Below are 8,412 nucleotides of genomic sequence, written 5' to 3' on the forward strand. Positions count from 1 at the left end.
AACCTGCGGCAAGACGGATGAATAACTTGGTTGAAACCGGACATTTCGCCTTGGTGCTCGCCTTCGCGCTGTCGCTGGTGCAGATGCTGGTGCCGCTGGTCGGCGCCCGCACCGGCAACCAGCGCCTGATGGCGGTCGGCGGTCCTGTCGCGATCACCGGCTTCGCGCTTACCGCGCTCTCCTTCGCTGCACTGGCAACCGCCTATGCCGGCTCGGATTTCTCGGTGGCCAATGTCTGGGAGAATTCGCATTCGCTGCAGCCGATGATCTACAAGATCACCGGCACCTGGGGAAACCACGAAGGCTCGATGCTGCTCTGGGTGCTGATCCTCACCTTCTTCGGCGCACTCGTCGCAGCGTTCGGCGCTAACCTGCCGGCAACGCTCAAGGCCAATGTGCTGGCCGTGCAGGGCATGATCGGGGCCGCCTTCTTCCTGTTCATCCTGGCGACCTCCAATCCCTTTGTCCGGCTCAATCCCGCGCCAATCGAGGGCCGCGACCTCAACCCGGTCCTGCAGGACATGGGGCTCGCCATCCATCCGCCGATGCTCTACCTCGGCTATGTGGGCTTCTCGATCTGCTTTTCCTTCTCGGTCGCCGCGCTGATCGAAGGCCGCATCGATGCCTCCTGGGCGCGTTGGGTCAGGCCATGGACGCTGGTCGCCTGGATGTTCCTCACCGGCGGCATCGCCATGGGCTCCTACTGGGCCTATTACGAGCTCGGCTGGGGCGGCTTCTGGTTCTGGGACCCAGTCGAGAACGCCTCCTTCATGCCCTGGCTCGCAGGCACCGCGCTGCTGCATTCGGCGATCGTCATGGAGAAGCGATCGGCGCTGAAGATCTGGACGCTGCTGCTGGCCATCCTCACTTTCTCGCTCTCGTTGCTCGGCACCTTCCTGGTGCGCTCGGGCGTGCTTACCTCGGTGCATGCCTTCGCCACCGATCCAACGCGCGGCGTCTTCATCCTCTGCATCCTGACGCTGTTCATCGGCGGCTCGCTTTCGCTGTTCGCGCTGCGCGCCTCCAGGCTCACCGCCGGCGGCCTATTCCATCCGATCTCGCGCGAGGGCGCGCTGGTGCTGAACAACCTGTTCCTCACCACCGCGACCGCGACCGTGCTTGTCGGCACGCTCTACCCGCTGGCGCTGGAAGCGCTGACCGGGGGCAAGATCTCGGTCGGCGCGCCGTTCTTCGACCTGACCTTCGGCCCGCTGATGCTGCCTTTGCTCCTGTTGGTGCCCTTCGGGCCGCTGCTTGCCTGGAAGCGGGGCGACATCATCGCTGCCTCGCAGCGCCTGATGGCGGCCTTCGCGCTGGCGCTTGGCGCGATGCTGGTCACTGGTCTGTTCATCGACGGCGCGTCGGTCTTCGCAGCGCTAGGGATCGGCCTCGCGGTCTGGCTGGTCGCCGGCGCGCTCACCGACCTTGCCATCAAGTCGGGCGTTGGCTCGGTGGCACCGGCTATCATGCTCCGTCGCTTCGCCGGCCTGCCGCGCTCGGTTTTCGGCACCGCGCTAGCGCATCTCGGTCTCGGGCTCACCTTGCTCGGTATCGTCGCCACGCTCTCCTTCGGCACCGAGAAGATCCTCACCATGCGTGTCGGCGAGACGGTAGAGCTCTCCGGCCACACGCTGCGCTTCGAAGGGCTCTTCCCCCAGAAAGGCCCCAATTTCACCGAGGATCGCGGCCGCTTCCTGCTGGTGGGCGCGGATGGCAACGCCAATGGCGAGATAACCTCCGCGAAACGCTTCTATCCGGTGCGCCAGACGGTGACGACCGAGTCCGGCATCAGGACGCTGGGCCTGAGCCAGCTTTATCTGGCGCTCGGCGACGAGAACAATGACGGCTCTGTGGTCGTTCGCCTGTGGTGGAAGCCGCTGGTGACGCTGATCTGGGGTGGTGGCCTTGTGATGATGGCTGGCGCCGCCATGTCGCTGCTCGACCGCCGCCTGCGCGTCGGCGCGCCGGCTAGGCGTCGCAAACCAGCCCCCGCTGCGGTCCCTGCGAGCCCGGCATGAAGACCAGGTTTTCGATCGCTTCGCTGATCCTGCTGCTGGCGCTGTTCTTCGCCGGGGCGGCGCAGGCGGTGAAGCCAGACGAAGTGCTGGCCGATCCGACACTGGAGGCGAGGGCGCGCGCGCTTTCGGAAGGCCTGCGCTGCATGGTCTGCCAGAACCAGTCGATCGACGAGTCCGACGCCGATCTTGCCCGTGACCTGCGCGTCCTTGTGCGCCAGCGTCTCGTGGCTGGCGACACCGACCAGCAGGTGATGGACTACATCGTTTCGCGCTATGGCGAGTTCGTGCTTTTGAAGCCGCGCTTCAGCCTGCGCAACGCGCTTTTGTGGGGCACGCCGGTGCTTCTGCTGCTTGCTGGCGGCGTCTTCATCCTGCTCAGCTCCCGCTCGCGCCGCCCGGCATCGCCGGCGCTTTCCGCCGAGGAGCAGGCCGCGCTGGACAAGATGCTAAGCGATTAACGCCATTGCGGGCCTTGGCCGCAACCGCTCCCATGGCCGTCATTCTGTCGCGGAGCAGTGAGCTTTGCTCCTGCTTCGCCCTGGAATGACGAAACTCCCCCAACATTACAAAACTTTCATGCACCGGAAATGGCGCCGTAATGTGCGGCTCTCTAATCCTTTTGCCCGAGGATGCTTCGCCTGAGCGCATCCACTTCGAAAGAGGATAAGACCCCCATGAATATTGCCCCCAATTCATATTCCAGCACCCGCAAGCGCCTGATGGCGGCCGTCGCCTCCCTGGCGGTTGTGGGCGCGATCGGCGCAGGCGCGCTCGCCACCGGCACTGCCCCCGTGCTGGCTGACGCAGTGCGTGTCCAGGCGCCGCAGATGCCGAGCTTTGCCGATGTCGTTGAGCATGTTTCGCCGGCTGTCGTCAGCGTCAAGGTCAAGGCCAAGGTCCAGCCGACGGCCGATGACGGCTCCGACGACCAGAATGGCTTCGACAACCTGCCCGACAATCCGCAACTGCGCCGTTTCTTCAAGGAATTCCGTGGCTTTGGCGACCAGGGCGGCCAGTTCGGCATGCGCCACCACCGCAACCACGGCAATGACGAACCGCGCCCGGTCGCTCAAGGGTCCGGCTTTTTCATCTCCGAGGACGGCTACCTCGTCACCAATAACCACGTCGTTTCGGAAGGCTCGAACTACACCGTCGTCACCAGTGACGGCAAGGAACTCGACGCCAAGCTGGTCGGCGCCGATCCGCGCACCGATCTCGCCGTGCTGAAGGTCGATGGTGGCGGCAAGTTCACCTATGTCGACTTCGCCGACGATTCCAAGATCCGCATCGGCGACTGGGTCGTGGCCGTCGGCAATCCGTTCGGCCTTGGCGGCACTGTCACCGCCGGTATCGTCTCGGCCCGCGGCCGCGACATCGGCGCCGGCCCGTATGACGACTTCATCCAGATCGACGCTTCGGTCAATCGTGGCAATTCGGGCGGCCCGACCTTCGATCTCAACGGCCAGGTGATCGGCATCAACACCGCCATCTTTTCGCCTTCGGGCGGCAGCGTCGGCATCGCCTTCGACATTCCGGCCTCGACCGCCAAGCAGGTCGTCGAGGACCTGATGAAGAGCGGCACGGTCCAGCGCGGCTGGCTCGGTGTCGAGATCCAGCCGGTCACCTCCGACATCGCCGAATCGCTCAACCTGAAGTCGCAGAAGGGCGCGCTGGTCTCCAGCGCCCAGGACGCCGGTCCCGGCAAAAAGGCCGGCATCACCGCCGGTGACGTGATCACCCAGGTCGACGGCAAGGATGTCGACTCGCCGAAGGAGCTCGCTCGCATGATCGGCGCTTATCCGCCGGGCAAGTCGGTCGACGTGACCGTGCTGCGCGACGGCAAGAGCCAGACGGTCAAGGTCGATCTCGGCACGTTGCCCGCCAGCGACAAGCAGGCCTCGAACAACGACAGCAGCAAGCAGCAGGCTCCTGACGCCAAGGCCGACACGCTCGCCGATCTCGGCCTCACCGTCACCAAGGCGGATAAAGGCAAGGGCCTGGTTGTGACCGATGTCGATCCCGACAGCGCAGCCGCTGATCGCGGCATCCAGCCCGGCGACGTCATCACCACGATCAACGCGGCGGAGGTGAACAGCACCGACGACGTTTCCAAGGCAATGGCGGACGCCGCCAAGGCCGGCCGCAAGGCAGTGCTTATGCAGATCAGCCGCGACGATACCAACCGCTTCGTCGCGCTGCCGGTCGGCAAGGGCTGATCGCATGATCCCCGAAAGCCACGAGCGGTTTTCGGGGAGGATCATGCACCGCCCAGAACTTAAGGCTTTTCCCTGCGGTGGTTTCACACCCCCGAGCCAACGTGGGGAAAACATGGGGCCGAACACGTCAGTCAGTCACCGTGTTTCGCTCCCGGCGGCAGCGGGTTTCCCATCACCCGCTGCCGCTTTCTTGCGTGTCGCCCAAAGTGGATCCCGGTTTTGGGGCCACGACATGCGACCGGTAACTACAAAGGCGAAGAGGAATGGCCGCCCCTCAATATTCCAGCGAAATCGCGTATAACGGCTCCATGAAGATTCTCGTCATGGAAGATGATCGCGAGGCGGCGGACTATCTCCAGAAAGCCTTCGCCGAGGCGGGCCACACCGCCCATGTCGCCGGTGACGGCGAGACCGGCTTCACGCTCGCCGATGCCGGCGACTATGACGTCATGGTTGTCGACCGCATGATGCCGCGCCGCGACGGCCTGTCGGTGATCGCGGCACTTCGCTCGCGGGGCAACACCACGCCGGTTCTGATCCTGTCCGCGCTCGGCGAAGTCGACGATCGCGTCACGGGCTTGCGCGCCGGCGGTGACGACTATCTCACCAAACCCTATGCCTTTTCCGAGCTGCTCGCCCGCGTCGAGGTGCTGAACCGGCGCGCCAGCGCGCGGGAATCGGAGACCGTCTACCGCGTCGGCGATCTCGAGCTCGATCGGCTGTCGCATTCGGTCAAGCGCAGCGGACGCGAGATCACGCTGCAGCCGCGCGAGTTCCGCCTGCTTGAATATCTGATGCGTCATGCCGGCCAGGTGGTGACGCGCACGATGCTGCTCGAGAATGTCTGGGACTACCATTTCGATCCGCAGACCAATGTCATCGATGTCCATGTCTCGCGCCTGCGCGGCAAGATCGAGAAGGGCTTCGACAAGCCGATCCTGCACACGATCCGCGGCGCCGGCTATATGCTGAAAGGTGGGTAAGGCCCGTCATGGCTCTTTCCCTGCCGGCCATCATGAAGACGACGGCGGCCCGGCTCTCGGCGCTTTATCTCCTGCTTTTCGCCCTTTGCGCCGTGCTGCTCGTCTTCTACATGACGTCGCTGTCGGCGCGCATGCTGACCACGCAGACCCAGGAAACCATCAACGACGAGGTGCTGGGGCTGGCCCGCGCCTATCAGCGCGGCGGCCTGCCGGTGCTGGTGCGTGTGGTCGAAGCGCGTTCGCGCCAGCCTGGCGCCAATCTCTACCTGATTGCCGACGCCAACGGCCAGATATTGACCGGAAACGTGCAGAGCCTGCAGCCCGGCGTCATTGAGACGGAAGGCTGGACGACCGAGCCTTTCTCCTACCAGCGCTTCGGCGAAGGTGAGCTCGACCGGTTGCGCAACGGCACGCCAGATCAGCCCGGGCCGGCGCCCAGCGCCGCCGGCACGCAATCCGAAGGCGAGAAGGGCCACAACGCCATCGCGCTGGTGCTGAGGCTGCCCAACCAGATGATCATGCTCGTCGGCCGCGACCTCGGCGAGCCCGAGCGCTTCCGTGCCGTCATCAAGCGTTCGCTGATGCTGGCGCTCGGCATGATGGGGCTGGGCGGGCTGCTGATCTGGTTCTTCGTCGGGCACGCGGCGCTGAAGCGCATCGACGGCGTCTCGGAGGCCAGTCGCCGCATCATGGGCGGAGACCTCACCGGGCGGCTGCCGGTGACCGGCGCCGGTGACGAGTTCGACCGCCTGTCGGAAAATTTGAACACGATGCTGGCCAGGATCGCGATGCTGAACGAGGGGCTGAAGCAGGTCTCCGACAACATCGCCCATGATTTGAAGACGCCGCTGACCAGGCTGCGCAACCGCGCAGAGGCGACGCTGGCCGGCGCGCACAAAACGACCGACTATCGCCAGGCGCTGGAGAACACGATCGCGGAGTCCGACCAGCTCATCAAGACCTTCAACGCCATCCTGATGATCTCGCGGTTGGAGGCCGGCTATTCGTCCGAGCAGACCACCCCTGTCGACCTTGCCGCGACGGTGAGCGATGTGGTCGAGCTCTACGAGCCGGTGGCCGAAGAGGCCGGCGTCGCGCTGGAAACCACGGTGCCGGAAGCCTTCACGATCAACGGCAACCGCGAGCTGATCGGTCAGGCGTTGTCCAACATCGTCGACAACGCCATCAAATACTCGACTGACGCGGCCGAGAACCCGAAAGTGCGCGTCACGCTGGAGCGCGCCGGCGGCGATATCAAGCTTACCGTCGCCGACAACGGCCATGGCATCCCCGACGACAGCGACCGTGCCAGGGCCACCGAACGTTTCGTGCGGCTGGAGAAGAGCCGCTCGCAGCCGGGGTCGGGCCTGGGCCTCAGCCTCGCCAAGGCAATCATGACTTTCCACAGCGGCAGGCTTGATCTTCTGCCCGCCAATCCCGGATTGTCCGTGGTCATGAGTTTCCCCGCACGGGAGACACACTGATGGCGGTGAGGATGGCAAGGAAAGCAGCAGAATCCGAATGGCAATTGCGCCCGACGCTGGCGCTTCGTCCATTGGACAAGGGCCACGCCAGGCGGGAATTGTCCGAGATCGCGGATGCCGCGGATGAGGAAGGCCTTTCGCGGCTGGCGGCGTTCCTTGCCGGTGAGGGGCCGTCGCAGGACCTGCTTGCGGCCGTCTTCGACCTCTCGCCTTTCCTGCGCGATGTAGCCCGCCGGCGGCCTGCCATTCTCGACGCGCTTTTCGAGCAGACCGTCGAGGCGCGGCTCGCCGATATCGGCGAGGCAATCGGCCGCGCCGGGCGGGCCGAGTCCGTTTCGGAATCGAGCTTGATGATGGCGCTCAGGCAGTGGAAGGCCGAGGCGCATTTCCTGATCGCGCTGGCGGACCTTTCAGGCGAGGCCGAGACGGCGCTGACGGTGCGTCGCCTCAGCGATTTGGCCGACGCCTGCACGCGCGCCGCCGTCGATTTCCTGCTGCTCGACGCGCATGGGCAAGGCAAGCTCAGGCTGCCCGATCCGGAAGATCCCGCGCGCGGCTCGGGCTGGATCCTGCTCGGCATGGGCAAGCTTGGCGCGCACGAGCTGAACTTCTCCTCCGACATCGACCTTGTGGTCTTCTTCGACCCGGAAGCGCCGGCGGTCGTCGATCCGCTCGATGCGACGGAACTGTTCTCGCGTCTCACCCGTCGGCTGGTGCGCATCCTGCAGGACCGCACCGAGCACGGCTATGTCTTCCGCACCGATCTGAGGCTGCGGCCCGATCCCGGCTCGACGCCGCTGGCGATCCCGGTCGAGGCGGCACTTCGCTACTATGAGGCGCGCGGCCAGAACTGGGAGCGCGCCGCCATGATCAAGGCGCGCCCGGTGGCAGGCGACCTTGCTGCCGGTGCCGCCTTCCTCAAGGAATTGCAGCCCTATGTCTGGCGCAAATACATGGACTATGCGGCCATCGCCGACGTCCATTCGATCAAGCGTCAGATCCATGCCCACAAGGGCCATGGCGAGATCGCGGTTAAGGGCCACAACGTCAAGCTCGGCCGCGGCGGCATCCGCGAGATCGAATTCTTCGTGCAGACGCAGCAACTGATCGCCGGCGGCCGATTCCCGGAACTGCGCGGCCGCGAGACGGTGCCGATGCTCGGCCAACTTGCCGCGCGAGGCTGGATCACGACCGACGCGCGCGATGCGCTTGCCAGCCAGTATTGGTTCCTGCGCCGCGTCGAGCACGCCATCCAGATGGTCGCCGACGAGCAGACACATACCTTGCCGGACAGCGATGAGGAACTGGAGCGCATCGCGCTGATGCTGGGCTTTGCCGGCGAGGCGGAATTCGCCGGGGCCTTCCGCGCCTCGCTGCAGCAGGTCGAGCGGCATTACGCGGCGCTCTTCGAGACTGCGCCGGAACTTTCCGCCGGTGTCGGCAACCTCGTTTTCACCGGCGATGTCGACGACCCCGATACGCTGCAGACCTTGCATCGCCTGGGGTTCCAGCGGCCGAGCGATATCTGCCGCGTCATCCGCGGCTGGCATTTCGGCCGCTACCGCGTCACCCAGTCGGCGGAAGCGCGCGAGCGGCTGACCGAGCTGACGCCGGCGTTGCTCAAGGCGTTCGGTCAGACGCGCCGCGCCGACGAGGCGCTGATGCGCTTCGACGAGTTCCTCGCCGGCCTGCCGGCGGGCATCCAGCTTTT

The 8,412-nt window shown here is 65.3% G+C and carries 6 protein-coding genes; all 6 read left to right on the forward strand.

Going from position 1 to position 8,412, the window contains the following annotated elements:
* Positions 1-26 precede the first annotated feature (26 nt).
* The gene (locus tag Q0L57_RS09765) at positions 27-2,018 is read left to right on the forward strand and encodes a heme lyase CcmF/NrfE family subunit (RefSeq protein WP_296741687.1); all 1,992 of its coding nucleotides are present in this window, start codon (positions 27-29) and stop codon (positions 2,016-2,018) included.
* Complete coding sequence (locus Q0L57_RS09770) at positions 2,015-2,476, forward strand: cytochrome c-type biogenesis protein (RefSeq protein ID WP_296741672.1); 462 nt, start codon at positions 2,015-2,017, stop codon at positions 2,474-2,476. Before Q0L57_RS09765 ends, Q0L57_RS09770 begins: the two co-directional genes overlap by 4 nt.
* Before the next feature lie 216 nt (positions 2,477-2,692).
* Positions 2,693-4,234 (forward strand): Do family serine endopeptidase, encoded by a 1,542-nt coding sequence (locus Q0L57_RS09775; RefSeq protein ID WP_296741675.1) that lies wholly within the window; start codon positions 2,693-2,695, stop codon positions 4,232-4,234.
* A 308-nt stretch (positions 4,235-4,542) separates the two neighbouring features.
* Entirely contained in the window at positions 4,543-5,217 is a 675-nt protein-coding gene (locus Q0L57_RS09780) for a response regulator transcription factor (protein WP_296741688.1), read from the forward strand.
* A gap of 8 nt (positions 5,218-5,225) precedes the next feature.
* Positions 5,226-6,701, forward strand: coding sequence for a HAMP domain-containing sensor histidine kinase (locus tag Q0L57_RS09785; protein ID WP_296741677.1), 1,476 nt, complete (start codon positions 5,226-5,228; stop codon positions 6,699-6,701).
* A partial coding sequence (locus tag Q0L57_RS09790) for a bifunctional [glutamine synthetase] adenylyltransferase/[glutamine synthetase]-adenylyl-L-tyrosine phosphorylase (RefSeq protein WP_296741679.1) occupies positions 6,701-8,412 on the forward strand: 1,712 nt, incomplete at its 3' end. The genes Q0L57_RS09785 and Q0L57_RS09790, both read left to right, overlap by 1 nt.

Origin of the sequence: Mesorhizobium sp., from assembly GCF_024509055.1 — a bacterium.
GTDB lineage: Bacteria > Pseudomonadota > Alphaproteobacteria > Rhizobiales > Rhizobiaceae > Mesorhizobium.

Coding starts and splice junctions, on each gene's coding strand:
- Q0L57_RS09775 (WP_296741675.1), top strand. CDS start 2,693: ATGAATATTGCCCCCAATTCATATTCCAGCACCCGCAAGCGCCTGATG.
- Q0L57_RS09770 (WP_296741672.1), top strand. CDS start 2,015: ATGAAGACCAGGTTTTCGATCGCTTCGCTGATCCTGCTGCTGGCGCTG.
- Q0L57_RS09780 (WP_296741688.1), top strand. CDS start 4,543: ATGAAGATTCTCGTCATGGAAGATGATCGCGAGGCGGCGGACTATCTC.
- Q0L57_RS09785 (WP_296741677.1), top strand. CDS start 5,226: ATGGCTCTTTCCCTGCCGGCCATCATGAAGACGACGGCGGCCCGGCTC.